The organism is Streptomyces malaysiensis subsp. samsunensis (assembly GCF_024519315.1).
GTDB lineage: Bacteria > Actinomycetota > Actinomycetes > Streptomycetales > Streptomycetaceae > Streptomyces > Streptomyces malaysiensis.
Genome location: NZ_JANIIC010000031.1, coordinates 61,267 through 79,860, shown reverse-complemented (window position 1 = coordinate 79,860; position 18,594 = coordinate 61,267). Strand labels below are relative to the sequence as shown.

Below are 18,594 nucleotides of genomic sequence, written 5' to 3'. Positions count from 1 at the left end.
GCGACTTCCGCTGCCGCTCCACCAGGGGGAGGTGTATCAGCGCAGGAGCGGCAGCACCTCACCACCGAGCCGTCGTACGTTCTCCTCGGTGGCCGCCAGATCGCCCGAACCCTCGACCAGCAGGGCGAACCGGCGGATCCCGGTGCGCTCCGCGGTCGCCGCCAGCCGGTCCGCGCACAGCCGTGGCGACCCCACCGGATGCAGCTCGCACAGCAGCTCCGCATAGGCCACCGGGTCGCGCATCCGGCGCTCCCGGCCGTCGACCGTCACATGCGCCTCGAGCCCCTGCCGCAGCCAGCCGGGCATCGCCTTGGTCAGGACCTCGGCCGCCGCGGGCCGGTCGTCGGCGATCTGCGCCACCCCGGCCGAGACATGGCGCGCCGCCACCGTCTCGACCTCCTCCGGTGAACGGCCCGCCGCCAGCGCGGACTTCCGCCACAGGCCGACCACCTCGGCCTTCTCCTCGTCCCCGCAGTGCATACCGAGCAGCATGGGAAGACCGCGCTCGGCGGCCAGCCGCACACTGCTGGGCGAGGTGCAGGCGACTATCACCTGCGGGGCGATCACCCGCGGGGCGCCCACCGCCTGCCCGGCGGGGACGTCGTCGGAGCGCGGCACCACCGTCACCTCGCGGAACGCGAACCGCTCGCCGTCCGCTCCCACCCGTGGTTCGCGCAGCCAGCGCAGCAGCAGATCGAGCGATTCGGGGAAGCCCCGCTCGTACGCGCCCAGTCCAGAGCCGAAGACCTCGAGATCCACCCAGGGGCCGCCGCGGCCGACCCCCAGGGTGAACCGGCCGCCGGAGAGGAGGTGGAGCAGTGCCGCCTGCTCACCCAGAGCGACGGGATGCGCGGTCGGGAGTACGCTCACCGCCGTACCGACGCCGATCCGGCGGGTACGTCCCAGCAGCAGCGCGGCGAGGGTGACCGCGGACGGGCAGACCCCGTACGGAACGAAGTGGTGCTCGGCGACCCAGACCGCGTCCAGCCCGGTCTCCTCGGAGAGCTCGGCCGACCGCACCGCCCGGTGCAGCGCCTCCTCCTGTCCCTGGCCTGGGAATTGAGCGGCCAGGATGAAAGCCCCCACATCCATCGTGATCTGCCTCCTTGTCGCGGCTGACATGCCGGCGCGGGCACCGCCTCATCCCCCTTCGCAGGCTTCACAGGCAATAACGCCTGACACGTGCCAAGGGCACGGCTTGGCAAGAAGTTTTCATGATGATCGGAGTGTGGGTGTGGACGACGGCTTACCAGGACGGTGACCGTAGCGCGTACGCTGGTCACAGCCCGTTAGCTCCCAGCTCTGTCGAGGTGCCCCGTGTCTCCACGCCGAAACCGCCCGCGAGGCGGCGACAAGCCCGTCGGCCACGAGGGCATGAACCGTAACAGTCTGGACCGCATGGAGACCTGGCAGGGCGAGGAGTGGGTGGTCCGGCAGGTCGGCGGCGGAGCGGCCGCCAAGCACTACCGCTGCCCGGGCTGCGACCAGGAGATTCCGCCGGGGGTCGCGCATGTGGTCGCCTGGCAGCAGCACATGGGCGCGGACGACCGGCGCCACTGGCACAAGGCGTGCTGGAACGCACGGGACCGCCGGAGCGCCAAGCTCCAGCGGTCCCGGAACGCGCCGCGGTACTGACCGTCTCAGGCGCCGCACATCCCGCTCGGGCCACCCTCGTAGGCCCTGCGCATCCCTCTGCACATCGCTCTGTGCATCGTCCTACACATCGCGCTTCTCCAGCAGCGCGTACGCGGCGACCATCGCCGCCGCCGTGATCCCGGCCAGCACCGACAGCTGGGGCCAGCCGTTGTTCAGACCGTCGTCGATCTGGAAGAGGGAGGCCAGCGACTGGGGCGAGGAGTACTCCAGCATCTTCGATCCCAGATCGCGGAGGCTGTCCGACATCATCAGGAACGCGGGGAGGATGGACGGCAGCAGCATCACACCGAGCATCGTGGTGATCGCGCCCGCGGAGTGCCGCAGGATGGCTCCCACGGCCAGCGAGAGCAGCCCCAGCAGCGACACATACAGCCCCGCGCCGACCGTCGCGCCCAGGATCTGGTCGCCGGTCGGCTCCGCGACCGCCGGCCCGCTGTGCATCCCCATGCTGGCGTAGGCCACCAGCACGAGCGCGACGGTCGTGCTGGTGAACGAGAGGGCGAAGAAGACCAGCGCCTTGGCGGTGAGCACCCGGGAGCGCTGCGGGCAGGCGGTGAGGGTGGTCCGGATCATCCCGGTGCTGTACTCGGAGGTGATCACGAGCACCCCGAGGGTGACGACGCACAGCTGGCCGAGCAGGGTGCCGAAGAAGCCGGGGAGGGTGGTGGGGACCGTGTCGTAGTCGGAGTCGGCGGTGGTCGCCGCCACCAGGAGTCCGATCCCGATCACCAGCGCGACCATCACGCCCAGCGTCCAGATCGTGGAGCGCACCGACTTGATCTTCGTCCACTCGGAGGCGAGGGCGTTGCCGAGGCTGGTGCGCCGGACCGGTATCGGCGAGGTGTACGGGCCGACACCGGCGTACGGCTGCGACGGGGGCCCGGACGGCATCTGCTGATGCGGCGGCTGCGGTGGCTGCGTGTGGTGGTGCGGGGCGTGGTGGTGCGGTGCCGCCTGGTACGGGTTCGTCTGGTGCGGGGCCTGCGGCGGCATCGGCGGGGCCGCCTGAGGCGGACCCTGCGGAGGGCTCTGCGGCGGACTCTGCGGGGGACTCTGCGGGGGAATGGGCGCCTGGGACTGCTGCTGGTACGGGGTCGTCATCGGGCGTCCTCGGTGTCGCTCTTGGTCAGATCGGCGGGGGCGGGCGGCGCCGCGGGCGGCTGGGCCGGGGGAGCGGCGGGAGCCGCCGGGGGCGCGGTGGGCGGCATCGCGGCGGCGGCTGCGGCCGGGGCGGAGGTGGCGGGCGCGGCAGGTGGGGCGGGTGCGGCAGGTGCGGAGGGCATCGCGCCACCCGGGGCGTGCGGCTGGCGCGGCGGGGCCGGCGGCTCGGCGTACCCCGGCAGCACGGTCCCCGGTGGGAAGCCCACCGGCTGCCCCTGAGCGCCCGGCGCATAGCCGTACGGCGCGCCCTGCGGCACCGCGCCCGGGACCGGCTGCTGCGGCTGTTGCAGGGCGGCGCGCTCGTCGATGGTCGAGCGGTAGTCCACCGCGCCCTGCGTCATCCGCATGTACGCCTCTTCCAGCGACGCCTGGTGCGGGGAGAGCTCCCACAGCCGGACGTCCGCCTTATGCGCCAGATCGCTGATGCGCGGCAGCGGCAGCCCGGTCACCCGCAGCGCGCCGTCCTGCTCCGGCAGCACCTGGCCGCCCGCCTCGCTCAGCGCGGCGGTCAGCTTCTCGCGCTGCCCCGGGTCGCCCTCGGGGGTGCGGACGCGTGCGAAGTCCGCCGAGTTGTAGGAGATGAAGTCCTTGACGTTCATATCGGCGAGCAGCTGACCGCGCCCGATCACGATCAGATGGTCGGCGGTGAGCGCCATCTCGCTCATCAGATGGCTGGAGACGAAGACGGTGCGGCCCTCGGAGGCCAGCTGCTTCATGAAGTTGCGGACCCAGAGGATGCCTTCGGGGTCCAGGCCGTTGACCGGCTCGTCGAAGAGCAGCACCTGCGGATCGCCGAGGAGGGCGGCCGCGATGCCCAGTCGCTGCCCCATACCGAGCGAGAACCCCTTGGAGCGCTTGCGCGCCGCGTTCTGGAGCCCCACCACGCCCAGTACTTCGTCGACCCGGCGGGCCGGGATCCCCGACAGCTGGGCCAGGCAGAGCAGATGCTGACGTGCGCTGCGGCCGCCGTGCACCGCCTTGGCGTCGAGCAGCGCGCCCACCTGGCGGGGGGCGTTGGGCAGTTTGCCGAACGGGTAGCCGCCGACCGTGACATGGCCGGCGGTGGGCTCGTCGAGGCCCAGGATCATTCGCATCGTGGTGGACTTGCCCGACCCGTTGGGCCCGAGGAAGCCGGTGACGGCACCCGGCCTCACCTGGAAGGACAGGTTGTACACGGCCGTCTTGGCGCCGTAGCGCTTCGTCAGACCGACTGCCTCGATCATTGTCCGCCCCTCATGAGCATGGGTCGGGCGCGCTCGCCCCCGGTGAGGGTTAGGAGGATAACCGGCGGGTTGACGGTTCCCGCTATTCGGGAGTTGAGAGCGCATCGTGCCCCTGGGGCCCTACGGCGCCGCCGGGCCCGTGGTGGGGGCGGTGGAGGAGGTCGGGCTGCGGCAGTGTCCAGCCCTCCTCCTGGAAGATCCGGGTGCCCTCGCGACGGACGGCGGGGTCGGTGCCCGCGCGGGTGACCCAGGAGCGGGGGTCGGGGCCGAGGAGTTCCCGCAGCCGGGGCGAACCGGCGAGGAGGCGGGTGAGCAGGGCGCTCTGGTCGCCGCCGCCGGGGAGGGGGCGTTCGGTGCCGTCCGGGGACATCAGCACTCCGCGCTCGCCGACGTAGAGATACGCGGCGGGCAGCCGCTCGCCGGACGGCATGAGCATGGGGTATTGCTCGCCGGAGAGCAGGACGCGGCGGTAGTTGGGGTATTCGGTGGCGTCCACGGCCGCCAGCTGTTCGTCGTCCAGCCAGCTGATGACCAGCGGGGTGCGGGCTCCCGGTGCCGTGTACGGGGCCGAGGCCACGTAGCCGTAGCGGCCGATGTGGGCTGAGCAGCCGACCGCGATGCCGTGCACCTCGACCGGGACCATGGGGACGGCGGCCGGGTGGCCGGGTGGCCGGGGGGGGCGAAGCCGAGGGATGTGAGGGTGCGGTTGGTCATGGGGGGTTGCCTCCCCCACCCCGCCCCTCCCCGAAACCGGGCCCCGCCCGGCCCCGCCGGGGGCTCTGCCCTCGGGCCTCCGCTCCTCAAGCGCCGGAGGGGCTGGGATGTCGGTGTCTTGGCCGGTAGGGCTGGATGGTCCGGACTCGGCCCTGCCCCTGTGCGGGGGTTCCGCTGCCGGGCCTCGGGCTCCTCAATCGCTGGTAGGGGGCTGGTGGTCCGGACTCCGCTCGGGTCCGTTGCGGGGGCTCTGCCCTCGGGCCCCCGCTCCTCAAGCGCCGGAGGGGCTGGGTAGTCCGGACCCCGCGCGGGCCCTGTGCGGGTGCTCCGCCCCCGGCGCGCCGGTAGGGGGTAGTCCGGACTCGGCCCGGCCCCGCTGGGCCCCGCTTCTCAAGCGCCGGAGGGGCTGGATGCGGATGGTTTCAGCCGGCCCGGGGCCGGATGTGCGCGTGCCCCGCGCCGCGGTTCGCGGCGCGGGGCATCGTGCGCTCTGTTGTGACCGTCGGTCACCGGGACTGCTGGGCCGGGACGCCGCGGGTGACCGCCTCGTCCTCGCCCGGGGCACCGGCCGCGGCGACCGCCGCACCGGTCAGCGTGGCCAGCATCTCGCGGACGTTGGTCAGCTGGGCGTTGATGCTGTCGCGGCGGTTGGTGAGGGCCGCGAGCTCGCGCTCGGATTCGCTGCGGATCCGGTCGGCCTTGGCGTTGGCGTCGGCCACGATGTCCTCGGCCTGGCGCTGTGCGGTCTCCACCGTCTGGCGGGCGCGGCGCTCGGCGTCGGTGCGCAGCTTCTCGGCCTCGAGGCGGAGCTGCTCGGCGCGGTGCTCGATCTCCGCGAGCCGCTTCTCGGCCTTGGCCTGACGCGAGGCCAGGTCGCGCTCGGACTGCTCGCGGCGCTTGGCGAGGTTGGTCTCGAAGTCGGCGGCGGCCTGCGCGGCCTTGGCGCGGGTCTCCTCGAAGAGGGAGTCCGCCTCCTCGCGCTTGGACTGGGCGTCCTTCTGTGCCTCCTGGCGCAGCGTGGCCGCCTCGCCCTTCGCCTTCTCGACGATCCGCGCGCCCTCGTCCTCGGCCTTGGCCTTGCGCTCGGCGGCGAACGACTCGGCGTCGTTGCGAACCTGCTGGGCGGCCGACTCGGCCAGCTCACGGTGCTGTTCGGCGGCGCGGCGAGCCTCCTCGCGCAGATCCTTCGCCTCTTCCTCGGCGAGACGGAGGATCTTCTCGACCCGGGCGCCGAGCCCCGCGTAGGACGGCTCCGAATCGTTGATCTGGGCCTGAGCGTTCTGCGTCTCGAGGTGCAGCTCCTCGATGCGCTTTTCCAGAGAGGTGATACGGGCCAGTGCACTGTCACGATCGGCGACGAGCTTGGAAATGCGGTCGTCCACCTGACCGCGGTCGTACCCACGCCGCACGAGCTCGAAGCCGAAGGGGGAGGAAGTGTCGCTCATGGGGTTCCTGTCGAAAGAGACCGGTGAGGTGATAGAGGGAATCCTAGGGGGCCGAACGGCGTGTCATCGAGTCAACGTCTGTTTGATCTGCATTATGTCCAGCCTTTTGAGTGGCAGTAAGACGGAGACCTCGTCACTCGTCGGGATGATACGGACATGCAGTGATGGACGCGGACCGACGCGAGACTTACGTGAGACCGACGCGGATGTGCACGGTCGGGGTTGGTCCCCCGCGTACGGCTACCCTTCCGACCGCTTTCCACTCCTCGTCGCACCCGCGCCCGCCGCCGTCTTGACTCCACCGTTCTCCTTGCCGCCCGAGCCGCCTGATCCGGGGGTTTCGAAGGATTCCAACGCCTCGAGGACGTCCTGGACACGGGAGATCTCCGCGTTGATGTCCTCGCGGCGGCGCTTGAGCAATTCCAGCTCGCGCTTGCCCTCGTCCACGATCTGCTTGGCCTCGTCCGTGGCGCGGGCCCGCAGCCGGTCCGCTTCCCGCTCGGTCTCGGACTTCTTCTGCTCGGCTTCCTTCAGCAGACCCTCGGCCTTCTTCACCGCCGCGATCCGCACCCGGCTCGCTTCGCTCTCCGCCTCCGCGACCAGCGACTTGGCCTTCTCCTCGGCCTTCATCAGCTGTGCGGTGGCCGCCGCGACCAGCTTGTCGACGCGCTCGCCCGTGGCCTTCATCTGCTCCGCGGACTCCCGGCGGGCCCGCTGGTGCAGCTCCTCGACCTCGGCCTCGGTACGGGTGCGCAGCTCCTCGGCGCGCTCCCGGATGGCCGTGGCGTCGCCCCGGGCCTCGCTCAGCATGGTGTCGGAGTCCGTACGGGCCTTCTCCACCATGGCGTTGGACTCGGCCGTGGCCTCGGAGACCAGCCGGTCCGCCTCATGGCGGGCCATGCCCACCATGGTGTCCGCCTGTTCCTCGGCTGCGGTCGCCGTGCGCAGCGCGGCTTCCCGGGCCTCGGAGGTGAGCCGCTCGGCCTCCGCGGAGGACTCGGTGACCAGCCGGTCGGCCTGTTCGGCGGCGTCGGAGCGCCGCTTGTTGGCGTCCTCGCGCGCCTTGTCGATCAGGCGGTCGGCCTCGGCCTGCGCCTCGTTGCGCAGCCGCTCCGCCTCGGCCGCCGCACGGGCCTCGACCCGCTCGGCCTCGGCGCGGGTGCGTGCCGCGTGCTGCTGTGCCGAACCGACGGTCTCCGCGGCCTCGTTGCGCATCCGCTCGGCCTCGGCACTGGCCTCCGCATGCAGCCGCTCGGCCTCGTTCCGGGCCTCGTTGACCAGCCGGTCCGCCTGCTCGGCGGCCTCCGAACGGATGTTGTTGGCGTCGCCGCGGGCCTGGGCCCGGGTGCGGGCCGCGTCCTGCTCGGCGGTGGCCCGTGCGTCGGACGCCTCCGTACGCAGCGCCTGCGCCCGCGTGGTGGCCTCCGAGACCAGCCGCTGCGCCTCCTCGGTGGCGCCGGTGATGAGCGTATCGGCCTGTTCGGCGGCCTCGGCACGGGTCTTGTTGGCCGAGCGGCGCGCGTCGTCGAGCGTCTCGTTGGCCTCGGCGCGCAGCCGCTCGGCCTCGTGGGTGGCCTCGTTGACCAGCCGGTCGGCCTGCTCGGCCGCGTCGGCGCGGCGCCTGCCCGCCTCCTCGCGGGCCTGCTCGGTCAGTCGCTCCGACTCGGTGATCGCCTCCGCGACCGTGCGCTCCGCGAGCGACTTGGCGGCCTCGGACTCCTCCTGGGCCTCCCGCCGCACCCGCGTGGCGTCCTGCGAGGCGCGCTCCCGCTCCGCGTAGGCGTCCGCGCGGACCCGGTCGGCCTCGCCCTGCGCCTCTTCGCGCACCCGCTCCGCGGCGTGCTCCGCGGAGGTGCGCAGCGCCGTGATCTCCTGCTCGGCCTGCTCGTGCAGCCCCGCGACCGCGTCCCGCACCTGCTGGGCGGTCTGCTCGGCGGCGGCCACCAGGTCGGCCGAGCGCTGCTCGGCCTCCTCGACCAGCCGCTGCGCCTCCGCCTGCGCCTCGGAGACCCGGTTCCGGGCGGCGGCCAGCAGCTCCTCGCTCTGCTCGCGCGCCGCCGTCCGCTCCGCCTGCGCCTCCTCGCGGGCGTCGGCGAGCAGTTCCTCGGCCTCGCGGCGGCGGCGGGCCGCCTCCTCCTGGGCGGCGGCCAGGGCCTCCGCGGCCTCGGTGCCGATGCGCTCGGCGGCGCTCGCCGCCTCCGCCCGCACCCGGTCGGCGGTCTCCTGGGCCTCGGAGCGCAGCCGCTCGGCCTCCGCGGCGGCCTCGCCGCGCAGCCGTACGGCCACCGACTCGCCCTCGGCGCGCGCGTTCGAGGCGTCCGCTGCGGCCTCGTCGCGCAGCCGGGCGGCCTCCTCCTCGGCCTGCTGCCGCAGCGCGTTCAGCCGCTCGGCGGACTCCGTGCGCTGCCGCTCGATCTCCTCGGCGGTCTCCTTGCGCAGCCGCTCCGCCTCTTCGCGGGCGTCCCGCTGCGTCTGGTCGGCCGAGGAGAGCCGCTGCTCGGCCTCCTGGTGCAGCCGGTTGAGCTCGGTCTCGGCCTCGGCGCGGCGGTCCTCGGCGGCCCGCTCGGCCTCCTCGCGCAGCTCCTCGGCCGCGGTGGACGCCTCCGACTTGACCCGCTCGGCCTGCTCCTCGGCCGAGGTCACGAGCTCGTCGGCCTCGCCGCGGGCCCGCTTGAGCAGCTCATCGGCCTGCCGGCGCAGCGCGTTGGCCCGCTCGATGGCCTCGGTGCGTACCCGCTCGCTCTCGGCGGTGGCGCCCGAGCGGGTCTCCTCGGCGTCGGCCTTCGCCTTGGTCAGCAGGTCCTCGGCGGTGCTGGCCGCCTCCTCGATCTGCTGGACCGCCTCGCGGCGCGCCTCGGCGCGGACCCGCTCGCCCTCGGCGACCGCCTCCGACCGCAGCTGCTCGGCCTCGCCGCGCAGCCGCCGGGCCTCCTCCTGGAGCTCGACGGTCTTGGCGCGGTAGTCCTTGGTGTCGTCCTTCGCCGCGCCCTTGAGCTGCTCGGCGGTGTCATGCGCCTCGGCCCGCAGCCGGTCGGCCTCTTCCTCGGCCTCGCGCCGGATCCGCTCGGCGTCGTCGGTGGCCGCTTTGGTGGTGGCCTGCGCCTTCTCCGAGGCGCGGGTGAGCACCTCCTCGGCGCTCCGGGCCGCCTTGGCCAGCTGGGCCGCCGAGTCCTCGGCCGCCCTGGCGCGGGCGTCGTCGCCCGCCTCGGTGACCATCCGCTCGGCCTCGGCGCGGGCGTCGTCCCGCAGTTGCTCGGCCTCGGCCCGCAGCCGCTCGGCCTCCTTGGTGGCCTCGCCGACCAGCCGGGCGACCTCCGCCTTGGCGGTACGGGTGCGCTGCTCGTTGTCCGACTCGGCGGCGGAGAGCCGCTTGGCCGCCGCGTCCTTGGCCTCGGCGACCACCTTCTCGGCCTCGCTGCGCGCCTCGCGCAGCGCCTGCTCGGCCTCGTGCATCCGCTGCTCGGCGGCGCGGGTCTGCTCGGCCGCGGCACGGCGGGCCTGGTCCGCCTCGCTGGCGGTGGAGGTGCGCAGCTGCTCGGCGTGGTCGGTGGCCTCCTGGGCCTGCGCGCCCGCGTTGGTCAGCAGCCGCTCGGCGTCGGTGCGGGCCCGGCGCAGAATCGCCTCGGCCTCGGCGCGGGCCGCCTCCGCCTCCGAACCCAGCCGCTGACGGGCCTGTTCGGTCATCCGCTGGGCCTCGGCGCGGGCCTCGGCCAGGGCGTGCTCGGCCTCCGTGCGGGACTCGTCCATGAGCCGGCGGGCCTGCGCCTCGGTACGGGCCCGCAGTTGCTCGGCCCAGGCCACGTTCTCGTTGACGTGCGACTCGACGGTGGCGCGGCGCTCGGCCAGCTCCTGGTCCAGCCGCTGGCGGCGGGCCACGGCCTCGGCGTGCAACTCGGCCTCGAGCCGGGCCTGCCGCTCGGCCTGCTCCTGGAGCAGCCGCTGGGTCTGGGCCCGGGTGTCGCGCAGCTCCCGCTCGGCGTTGGCGCGCAGTTGGTCCGCCTGGATCTGCGCGTCCCGCAGCAACTGCTCAGCCTGGTAGCCGACGTTGGCGCTGTCGTAGGCGGGGCGGGCCGCCAGATTACGGCGCGCCTCATGCAGCTTGGCGCGCAGCACCTCGACTTGGTAGCCGAGGTCGTCGGCGTGCTGGACGGCCTTCTCCCGCTCGGTCTTCAGCCGCTCCATCTCGGCCTCGAACTTCGAGAGCTGATCGTCAGGCTCGTAGCGGTCGTAGCCCCGCACTGCGCGGTCCCATCCGTCCCCTGGTCGCATTGGCGGCCGGCTCCGTCTCCATCGCGGCCCCCGTGGTCCCTTGCGGTGTCCCGGGGTTCCTCGACGGTTCCCTTGCGGTACCGACCCTGGCGAGGTGCGTGCCGGGTCGGACCGGAGCTGGCCCTTCCGAAGAAATGGTGTCAGATCATCGGCGTGGCCCGGGCCGGACCCGATCCCTTTCCGATTCCGTACCCCGGCCGATGCTGCACTCTACCGGCCGGGGAAGGGGTAGGTCAGTGGTCCGCTTCAGTGATCCTCTTCGCCCTTGTGAGCGGCGGGGTTCGCGGCGGTGACGAGCTCGGTCAGCACACCGTGACAGTCCTTGGGGTGGAGGAAGGTGATCCGGGAGTCCATCGAGCCGCGGCGGGGCTGTTCGTAGAGGACCCGGACGCCCTTGTCGCGGATGGCCTCCGAGTCGGTGTCGACGTCGGCGGTGCCGAAGGCGATGTGGTGGACGCCCTCACCGTTCTTGGCCATCCACTTGCCGACCGCGGAGTCCTCCCGGATCGGCTCCAGGAGCTGGAGGTACGAGGCCCCGCCGTCGGAGGTCTCATTGATCTTGAGCATGGCCTCGCGGACGCCCTGCTCCTCGTTGATCTCGGAGTGGAACACCTCGAAGCCGTACGTGGCACGGTAGAACTCGACGGTCTTGTCGAGGTCGGAACAGGCGATCCCGATGTGGTCGATTCTCGTCAGCATGGGAACAGTGCACAGCCGCACGCCCGGTTACGCAACGTGCGCGCGATCACACTGATGGGCCGGTGACCGAGCGGGTACTCGTCAGTACATTGACGATAACCCTCGTTAACTTCTCTTCTTCTCCTGAAGGGACGCTCCAATGACTCGTACGACCTCTGTGATGGTGGCGGGCGCCCGTACGCCCATGGGACGGCTGCTCGGCAGCCTGCGCTCGTTCTCAGGCGCCGATCTGGGCGGGATCGCGATCAAGGCCGCGCTGGAGCGGGCCGGGGTCGGAGCGGACCAGGTGCAGTACGTCATCATGGGCCAGGTGCTCCAGGCGGGCACCGGCCAGATCCCGGCCCGGCAGGCGGCGGTCAAGGCCGGAATCCCGATGAGTGTGCCCGCCCTCACGATCAACAAGGTCTGCCTCTCCGGGCTGGACGCGATCGCCCTGGCCGACCAGCTGATCCGTGCGGGTGAGTTCGACATCGTGGTCGCGGGCGGGCAGGAGTCCATGACCAACGCCCCGCATCTGCTGCCCAAGTCCCGTGAGGGCTACAAGTACGGCGCGGTCGAGATGATCGACGCGATGGCGCACGACGGGCTGACCGACGCCTTCGAGTCCATCGCCATGGGCGAGTCCACCGAGAAGCACAACACCCGGCTGGGCATCCAGCGTCCCGAGCAGGACGAGTTCGCCGCCCAGTCCCACCAGCGGGCCGCGGCCGCCCAGAAGAACGGCCTCTTCGACGCCGAGATCACTCCCGTGGAGATCCCGCAGCGCAAGGGCGAGCCGGTGGTCTTCGACAAGGACGAGGGCATCCGCGGCGAGACCACCGCGGAGCTGCTGGCCCGGCTGAAGCCCGCGTTCACCAAGGACGGGACGATCACCGCCGGCACGTCTTCGCAGATCTCCGACGGTGCCGCCGCGGTCGTCGTGATGAGCAAGGCCAAGGCCGAGGAGCTGGGTCTGGAGTGGATCGCCGAGATCGGCGCCCACGGAAATGTGGCGGGACCCGACAACTCGCTCCAGTCGCAGCCGTCCAACGCGATCGCGCACGCCCTGGGCAAGGAGGGGCTGACGGTGGACGACCTCGATCTCATCGAGATCAACGAGGCGTTCGCCGCGGTCGCCGTGCAGTCAATGAAAGACCTGGGTGTTTCCCCCGAAAAGGTGAACGTGAATGGGGGCGCGATCGCCCTCGGCCACCCCATCGGGATGTCCGGTGCGCGGATCGCGCTGCATCTGGCGCTTGAGCTGCGGCGGCGTGGTGGTGGGACCGGGGCGGCGGCGCTGTGCGGCGGCGGTGGGCAGGGGGACGCGCTGATTCTTCGGGTGCCGGCCGGGGAGTAGGCGGTCCGCTCCTCGTTGTTCACGGGGCCTGGTTTCCGTTGTGGTCGAGCGTTTGTGGTCGAGCGATAAGGAGTACGGCACTCATGGCTGATGTGCCCACGCTGGTGGAGCAGGCGCGGCACGGGCGGCCGCGTGCGGTCGCCCGGCTCATCTCGCTGGTCGAGGGCGCCTCGCCGCAGCTGCGCGAGGTGATGGCCGCGCTCGCTCCGCTGGCCGGGGGCGCGTATGTGGTGGGGGTGACCGGCTCGCCGGGCGTCGGCAAGTCCACCTCGACCTCCGCGCTCGTCTCCGCCTACCGGCGGGCGGGCAAGCGGGTGGGCGTGCTCGCCGTCGACCCCTCCTCGCCGTTCTCCGGCGGGGCGCTCCTCGGTGACCGCGTACGGATGTCGGAGCACGCCTCCGACCCCGGCGTCTACATCCGCTCCATGGCCACGCGCGGCCACCTCGGCGGGCTCGCCTGGGCCGCCCCGCAGGCCATCCGGGTGCTGGACGCGGCGGGCTGCGATGTGGTGCTGGTGGAGACGGTGGGCGTCGGTCAGTCCGAGGTCGAGATCGCGGCCCAGGCCGATACGAGTGTGCTGTTGCTCGCGCCGGGGATGGGCGACGGGATCCAGGCGGCCAAGGCCGGGATCCTGGAGATCGGCGATGTGTACGTGGTCAACAAGGCCGACCGGGAGGGCGCCGACGCCACCGCCCGCGAGCTCAACCACATGCTGGGCCTGGGCGAGGCGCGGGCGCCGGGGGACTGGCGGCCGCCCATCGTGAAGACCGTGGCCGCGCGCGGCGAGGGGATCGAGGAGGTCGTCGAGGCGCTGGAGAAGCACCGTGCGTGGATGGAGGAGCACGGGGTGCTCGCGGAGCGGCGGCTGCGGCGGGCGGCGGGCGAGGTCGAGACGATCGCGGTGACGGCGCTGCGGGAGCGGATCGGGGATCTGCACGGGGACCGGCGGTTGGGCGTGCTCGCGGAGCGGGTCGTCGCGGGTGAGCTGGATCCGTATGCGGCGGCGGACGAGCTGGTGGCGGGGGTTACGGAGCAGCGGTAGCGGGGGCGTGGCAGGTTCGTTTCGGGTGCTGAGGTTTGCTTGGTGCGGGTGTGTTCTGGGTGCGCCGGGGTTCGTTTCGGGTGCGCCGGGGTTTGCTTGGTGCGGGTGCGTTTCGGGTGCGCCCGGGTTCGTTACGGGTGCGGGGGCGGGGCCTCCGGGGCGGGGCCCTGGACCGTATATTTACGGCGCCGACGAACGATGAGCGTTGCGTTGGCCGGAGATAAGCGCCACAAATACGCCCCTGGCCTTCGGCATGGGGAACCCCGAGCGTCCAGGACCCCACCCCTCCGACCCCGCCCCCTCCCGTCTCGTCGGCGGCTCTCCCTAGTCGTCGTCGCCGTGGTCGTCGTCGCCGTCGTGGTCGTCGGCCGGGGCCTGGGTGACCTTGCCCGAGTGGGCGTCTACGTTCAGGTCGCGCTCCTTGTGGTTCTTCACGGTCTCGACCTCCCACGCCGGGGTGCGGTCGTCGTCGAATTCCACGGAGGTCACCGTGCCCCTGGACGCGGCCTTGCGGGCCGCCTCGATGGCCGAGACATCGGCGTTCCGCAGGGCCCTGGCCTCGGCCGAGTCCTCGGCGTCGGTGTCCCTGTCGATGTGCTGGCCGATCACCTTGGCGTTCGACGCGTCCAGCGTGACCTCGTGCCACTTGCCGTCCTTGCCCAGGACGTCCGCCTCCCAGCGGCCGTGTTCCCGGTCGATGGAGTCCAGCGTGCCCGGGACCGCCTTCAGGGCGGCGTGGGCGACGTCGGACAGGGACGCGCGGGTTGTGGTCGGGGCGGGTGCGTCGGTCGTCTGGGTGGCGGTGGACGTCGACTGTGCGCCGTCGTTCCCGCCGCCCGCCACGGCGAAGGCCGTACCGCCGGTGAGCAGCGCGGCCGCGGCGACGGATGCGATGACGATGCGCTTCATGTGGGTTCCTCCCCATTCGTATGTGGACGAGAACCACCATGGCCGATCGATGCTGAAGGCCACCTGAAGACACCTGAAGGGATCTTCAGGTGGGTTTTGGGACCCTGTTCGCATGCGTTTGCTGATTGTGGAGGACGAGCGGCGGCTGGCCCTGTCGCTGGCCAAGGGGTTGCGGGCGGAGGGGTTCGCCGTCGATGTGGTGCACGACGGCCGGGAGGGGCTGCACCGGGCGCAGGAGGGCACGTACGACCTCGTCGTCCTCGACATCATGCTTCCGGGGCTGAACGGCTATCGCGTGTGTGGGGCGCTGCGGGCGATGGGCAGTGAGGTGCCGATCCTCATGCTCACCGCCAAGGACGGCGAGTACGACGAGGCGGAGGGGCTCGACACGGGCGCCGATGACTATCTGACCAAGCCGTTCTCGTATGTGGTGCTCGTGGCGCGCGTACGCGCGCTGTTGCGGCGGCGTGGCTCCGGGGCGTCGCCCGTGGTGCGGGTGGGGGCGCTGACGGTGGACCGGGGTGCGCGCCGGGTGGAGCGGGACGGGCGGGAGGTGGCGCTGACCGCCAAGGAGTTCTCCGTGCTGGAGCAGTTGGCGACGAGGGCGGGGGACGTCGTCTCCAAGGCGGACATCCTGGAGCATGTGTGGGACTTCGCCTACGACGGCGACCCCAACATCGTCGAGGTGTATGTGAGCGCCCTGCGCCGCAAGTTGGGTGCGGGGCTCATCGAGACCGTGCGGGGAGCGGGGTACCGGCTCCGTGCGTAAGGTCTTCGGTTCGGTACGGTCGCGGGCGGCGCTCGGGGCGACCCTGGTGGTGGCGGTGGCCCTGGTGGCGGCGGGGATCGCGGTGTTGCAGGTGCTGCGCGCCGATCTGGGGGACCAGGCGCGGCTGAAGGCCCTGGTGGACGCGCGGGAGGTCGCGTCGAAGATCGCGGCCGGGGCGGGCTACGGGGCGCTGAAGCTGGACGAGGACATCCCGGTGCAGGTGGTGGACGAGGACGGCCGGGTGCGGGCGGTCAGTGAGGATCTGGAGGCAGTGACGGGCACCGGGAGCGCGTCCGTGACGCCCGTGGCGGGCGGTGAGGACGACGACAAGGACGATGACGACGGTGCGGGGCGGGTCTCCTCCGAGGAGGAGTACCGCGACGGTTCCGCCCGTGTCGACGGGGAGACCGGCGACTACGTCTGGGCGGCCGTGGAGGCCACCGACCGATGGGGCGACGACGTCACCGTCTACGCGGGCGCCCCGCTGGCCACCGAGCGCGGCGCGGTGACCACGGTGCGGAACGCGATGCTGCTCGGGCTGCCGCTGCTGCTGGTGGTCGTGGCCGCCGTGACCTGGCTGGTGACCCGGCGCGCGCTGCGGCCGGTGGAGGGCATCCGGCGGGAGATGGCCACCATCACGGCGAGTACGGACCTGTCCCGGCGGGTGCCCGTGCCGGGGTCGTACGACGAGGTGGCGCGGCTGGCCCGGACCACCAACGAGACGCTCGCGGCGCTGGAGGCGTCCGTGGAGCGGCAGCGGGCCTTTGTGGCCGACGCCTCGCATGAGCTGCGCTCCCCGGTGGCCTCGCTCCGTACGCAGCTGGAGGTGGGCGCCGCCCATCCGGAGCTGCTGGACCTGGACGGCGCGGTGGAGGACGTGGTGCGGCTCCAGCGCCTCTCTGCCGATCTGCTGCTGCTGGCCCGGCTGGACGCGGGGGAGCGGCCCTCGAGCGGGACTCCGGTGGCGCTGGACGCCTTGGTGCGCGAGGAGCTGGCCCAGCGGCTGGGGGACCGGGTGCCGGTGCGTACGGAGGTGGCGCCGGTGGCGGTGCCGGGCTCGCGCGGGCAGCTGGCCCGGGTGCTGGGCAATCTGGTGGACAACGCTCAGCGGCACGCCGGGGGCTGGGTGCGGGTGGTGGTGCGCGCCGAGGGCCGGTGGGCCGTGCTGGAGGTCGCGGACGACGGTGCGGGGGTGCCGGAGGGCGAGCGGGAGCGGATCTTCGAGCGGTTCGTACGGCTCGACGACGCCCGCAGCCGCGACGATGGCGGGGCCGGGCTCGGCCTCGCCATCGCGCGGGACGTGGCGGTGCGCCACGGCGGCACGCTGGCCGTACGGGCGGCACCCGAGGGCGGCGCCCTGTTCGAGCTGCGGCTGCCGACGGGCTAGACCCGGCCCCGCTGGGTGCGCAGATGGTCCGCGACGGGCACCAGCGATCCGTACAGCGCCTTGAGGTCCTCCGGCGTGAGCAGATCGATGAAGTGCCTGCGCACGGAGGCCACATGGTGGGGTGCGACCTTGCGCATGGTGTCCCAGCCGAGCTCGGTCAGCACGGCGTACAGCCCCCGCCGGTCGGATTCGCAGTTCTCGCGGCGGACCAGACCGGCGTTCTCCATCCGGGTGATCTGGTGCGACAGCCGGCTCTTGGACTGCAAGGTCGCGGACGCGAGATCGCTCATCCGCATCCGGCGGTCCTCCGACTCCGAGAGGTTGACCAGGATCTCGTAGTCGTTCATGGTCAGGCCGAACGGCTGGAGGTCCTTTTCGAGCTGGTAGGTCAGCAGCCGGCTGACGTCCAGGTGGGTGCGCCAGGCGCGCTGTTCCTCTTCGCTGAGCCAGCGCGCGCCGTTCTCGGTCTCCATGGGATGTATTCTACCTATAGAAGTTGAATTCCGAACCAATGGATGTATCGGGCTAGAGGTCACCTGTTCGACGTTACACTCCGCACCTTCGCGCTCACGAACCGGTACCCCCTGTCTCGCCGACCGATATCTCGGCCACGACCTCCTCCGTGGACTGGAGCAGTACGGTTCCCGCGCCCACGAACTCGAATTGGTGCTCCTCACCCGAAGCGCCCCCGATGCCCGTGTGCGCCCTGATGCCCCCGAGGAAGCCGCGCAGATACGCGTGGTCGTAGTGGTGGCACGGCGTCGGGCAGTCCGCCCAGCCCACCAGCGCCTGGGGATCCACCCGGATCGGCGGCTCCATGAAGACCACCGGCCCATTGGAGGCGGCCACGAACTTCCCGGTGCCGATGAGGGTGAGGAAGCCCGGGACGATGGACTGCTTCAGCGACAGCGAGGGCTGGAAGGCCAGCAGATTGCCGGACCGGATGGAGAGGTTGCCGTCGTCCAGGTCATAGGAGTTGACGTCGAAGGCGCGGTCCGCGAGCACCATCTTGCCCCGGCCCTCGGCCACCACCCACTCCGCGGCGTGCAGCGGGGAGTGGAAGCTGTGCGCGATGAGGTGGTCGAGGTGGCCGAGCCCGACGCCCTGGAAGTCGATCTGCCCGTAGTAGGCGACCATCTTCCCCCTTTGCAGAAACCACTGACCGTTCAGATCCACGCTGAAGGCGTACGAATTGATGTTGTCGTCGACGGGCAGCGTCCAGGCGTCATGGACCACGGGGCCGTTCACAGCTTCTCCTCCGATGCCTGGACATAGACCATGCCGGTGCCGGACAGCTCCAGTTGGAACGCCTCCCCCGAGCCGCGGCCCACCATTTCGCGCCAGCCGATCGCCGTCGAGAGCTTATTGCGAACATCACCCCGGTGGGCGACATAGGCTTGCGGATCGACATGCACCGGACGTCCCGGGCCGATCGGCAGCTCCAGCACCCCGCCGTGCGCCATGACCGCCGCGGAGCCGTGCCCCTCCAGGGTGGTGGTGAACAGCCCCTGCCCGGTGACCTGGCCGCGCACCATGCCCATCACCCCACCCTGGGAGCCCATGAACATCGTGCCCTGGCGCAGCGAGCCGTCGAAGGCCAGCAGCCGGTCGGACTCCACGTAGAGGGTGTCGCCGGCCAGGTCGATCACATGGACGTGGTGGCCGCCGTGCCCGAACATCACCGTGCCCTGGCCCTCGACGGTCATCAGCGGGGTGTCCTCGTCGGCCACCCGCCGCCCGATCATCCCCATCACCCCGCGCTGTCCGCCGGTGATGCTGGGCGTGAACCGCACCTCCCCGCGGTAGGCGAGCATCGCGCCGCGCTGGCTGAACAGGGTCTGCCCGGGGAACACCTGGGCCTCGACCATCCGTGAGGTGAGGATCTTGAACGCCATCAGGCTCGCCCCATTTCGTTCGCTTCTCCGCCCGCGCGGCGCAGAGGTGCGGGTTTCGCCGTCGTCTGCGGCCCGGCGGCCGCGCGCA

16 protein-coding genes are annotated in these 18,594 nt (G+C 72.1%); 5 read left to right on the top strand and 11 right to left on the bottom strand.

Annotated features, from left to right (window positions below; translation table 11 throughout):
- Positions 1–36: 36 nt before the first annotated feature.
- The gene (locus NQU54_RS25335) at positions 37–1,092 is read right to left on the bottom strand and encodes an LLM class flavin-dependent oxidoreductase (protein WP_257633132.1); all 1,056 of its coding nucleotides are present in this window, start codon (positions 1,090–1,092) and stop codon (positions 37–39) included.
- Between the two features lie 225 nt (positions 1,093–1,317).
- Here NQU54_RS25335 and NQU54_RS25330 point away from each other — a divergent pair, with 225 nt between their 5' ends.
- Positions 1,318–1,635: an Rv1322 family protein gene (locus tag NQU54_RS25330; protein ID WP_257633131.1), complete on the top strand. Its 318-nt coding sequence runs from the start codon at positions 1,318–1,320 to the stop codon at positions 1,633–1,635.
- A gap of 81 nt (positions 1,636–1,716) precedes the next feature.
- On the opposite strand, the gene NQU54_RS25325 is transcribed toward NQU54_RS25330, so the two are convergent.
- The 6 genes from NQU54_RS25325 to mce all read right to left on the bottom strand — a co-directional run bounded on the left by NQU54_RS25325 (position 1,717) and on the right by mce (position 11,167).
- Complete coding sequence (locus NQU54_RS25325) at positions 1,717–2,757, bottom strand: ABC transporter permease (protein ID WP_257633130.1); 1,041 nt, start codon at positions 2,755–2,757, stop codon at positions 1,717–1,719.
- Positions 2,754–4,040 (bottom strand): ATP-binding cassette domain-containing protein, encoded by a 1,287-nt coding sequence (locus NQU54_RS25320; RefSeq protein WP_257633129.1) that lies wholly within the window; start codon positions 4,038–4,040, stop codon positions 2,754–2,756. The genes NQU54_RS25325 and NQU54_RS25320 overlap by 4 nt, the downstream gene beginning before the upstream one ends.
- Positions 4,041–4,122: 82 nt before the next feature.
- Positions 4,123–4,683: a hypothetical protein gene (locus NQU54_RS25315; RefSeq protein WP_257633128.1), complete on the bottom strand. Its 561-nt coding sequence runs from the start codon at positions 4,681–4,683 to the stop codon at positions 4,123–4,125.
- Positions 4,684–5,260: 577 nt separating this feature from the next.
- Positions 5,261–6,199 (bottom strand): coiled-coil domain-containing protein, encoded by a 939-nt coding sequence (locus NQU54_RS25310; RefSeq protein WP_257633127.1) that lies wholly within the window; start codon positions 6,197–6,199, stop codon positions 5,261–5,263.
- Between the two features lie 240 nt (positions 6,200–6,439).
- Complete coding sequence (gene scy / locus NQU54_RS25305; RefSeq protein ID WP_306279043.1) at positions 6,440–10,468, bottom strand: polarized growth protein Scy; 4,029 nt, start codon at positions 10,466–10,468, stop codon at positions 6,440–6,442.
- Between the two features lie 246 nt (positions 10,469–10,714).
- Complete coding sequence (gene mce, locus NQU54_RS25300; RefSeq protein WP_069866786.1) at positions 10,715–11,167, bottom strand: methylmalonyl-CoA epimerase; 453 nt, start codon at positions 11,165–11,167, stop codon at positions 10,715–10,717.
- 157 nt (positions 11,168–11,324) lie between these two features.
- Here mce and NQU54_RS25295 point away from each other — a divergent pair, with 157 nt between their 5' ends.
- Both NQU54_RS25295 and meaB read left to right on the top strand, forming a co-directional pair.
- Positions 11,325–12,503 carry an acetyl-CoA C-acetyltransferase gene (locus NQU54_RS25295; protein ID WP_069866784.1) on the top strand — a complete coding sequence of 393 codons (1,179 nt, stop codon included), beginning with the start codon at positions 11,325–11,327 and terminating at the stop codon, positions 12,501–12,503.
- An 83-nt stretch (positions 12,504–12,586) separates the two neighbouring features.
- The gene (gene meaB, locus NQU54_RS25290; RefSeq protein WP_257633126.1) at positions 12,587–13,546 is read left to right on the top strand and encodes a methylmalonyl Co-A mutase-associated GTPase MeaB; all 960 of its coding nucleotides are present in this window, start codon (positions 12,587–12,589) and stop codon (positions 13,544–13,546) included.
- A gap of 324 nt (positions 13,547–13,870) precedes the next feature.
- On the opposite strand, the gene NQU54_RS25285 is transcribed toward meaB, so the two are convergent.
- Positions 13,871–14,455: a PepSY domain-containing protein gene (locus NQU54_RS25285; protein ID WP_257633125.1), complete on the bottom strand. Its 585-nt coding sequence runs from the start codon at positions 14,453–14,455 to the stop codon at positions 13,871–13,873.
- A 112-nt stretch (positions 14,456–14,567) separates the two neighbouring features.
- Between NQU54_RS25285 and NQU54_RS25280 the strand changes: the two genes are divergently transcribed.
- The gene (locus NQU54_RS25280; RefSeq protein WP_257633124.1) at positions 14,568–15,224 is read left to right on the top strand and encodes a response regulator transcription factor; all 657 of its coding nucleotides are present in this window, start codon (positions 14,568–14,570) and stop codon (positions 15,222–15,224) included.
- Complete coding sequence (locus NQU54_RS25275; RefSeq protein WP_257633123.1) at positions 15,217–16,611, top strand: sensor histidine kinase; 1,395 nt, start codon at positions 15,217–15,219, stop codon at positions 16,609–16,611. The genes NQU54_RS25280 and NQU54_RS25275 overlap by 8 nt, the downstream gene beginning before the upstream one ends.
- Here NQU54_RS25275 and NQU54_RS25270 read toward each other — a convergent pair.
- The 3 genes from NQU54_RS25270 to NQU54_RS25260 form a co-directional block, all read right to left on the bottom strand.
- Positions 16,608–17,084, bottom strand: a complete 477-nt coding sequence (locus NQU54_RS25270) for a MarR family winged helix-turn-helix transcriptional regulator (protein WP_069866774.1) — start codon at positions 17,082–17,084, stop codon at positions 16,608–16,610. The two genes, NQU54_RS25275 and NQU54_RS25270, sit on opposite strands and share 4 nt — an antisense overlap.
- A 94-nt stretch (positions 17,085–17,178) precedes the next feature.
- Positions 17,179–17,859 (bottom strand): AIM24 family protein, encoded by a 681-nt coding sequence (locus NQU54_RS25265; RefSeq protein ID WP_257633122.1) that lies wholly within the window; start codon positions 17,857–17,859, stop codon positions 17,179–17,181.
- Complete coding sequence (locus NQU54_RS25260) at positions 17,856–18,506, bottom strand: AIM24 family protein (RefSeq protein ID WP_257633121.1); 651 nt, start codon at positions 18,504–18,506, stop codon at positions 17,856–17,858. The genes NQU54_RS25265 and NQU54_RS25260 overlap by 4 nt, the downstream gene beginning before the upstream one ends.
- Positions 18,507–18,594 lie beyond the last annotated feature (88 nt).